Source organism: Micromonospora sp. LOL_023, from assembly GCF_048060115.1.
Lineage (GTDB): Bacteria > Actinomycetota > Actinomycetes > Mycobacteriales > Micromonosporaceae > Micromonospora_E.
Window position 1 is genome coordinate 1 of record NZ_JBHMIM010000197.1, and the last position, 478, is coordinate 478.

At 67.4% G+C, this 478-nt stretch carries 1 protein-coding gene; it reads right to left on the bottom strand.

Going from position 1 to position 478, the window contains the following annotated elements; genetic code table 11:
* Positions 1–10: 10 nt before the first annotated feature.
* Positions 11–478: RNA-guided endonuclease TnpB family protein (locus ACFHVL_RS31445; protein ID WP_416632260.1), on the bottom strand; the 468-nt coding region annotated here is incomplete at its 5' end.

A 478-nucleotide genomic window follows, 5' to 3' on the forward strand; every position in this document is an offset into this window, starting at 1 on the left:
CCGTTACCTCTCAGTGGGCTTTAGTGAGCGCACGGTTGGTAGTCCTGCCTTGCGGTAGGACGGTCCCGGTCTGATCCGCTTGAGCGGTGCCGGGTTCACGCTTCACGGCCACCTGCCCGCGTGTGCGGGTCTTCTGGTCGGCTCCACGTGCTGCCACCGGGCCACTCCCGGCGGTTGCCGCCGCAAGGGCGGCCAGGTTCACAGCGGCGTTGCGGTCACGGTCGATGACTAGACCGCACGCCTCACACCGGTATTCACGCTCGGACAGGGCCAGCTTGGTTTTCACCGTGCCACAGCCCGAGCAGGTCTTGCTCGACGGGTACCAGCGGTCGGCCACCACAAGCCGGCCGCCGTTCCATCCGGTCTTGTACGCCAACTGGCGGCGGATCTCCGCGAATCCGGCGTCGGCGACGTGCCGAGCCAACCGCCGGTTGCGCAGCATGCCGGTGACGTTGAGGTCTTCCACCACAACGGTGCC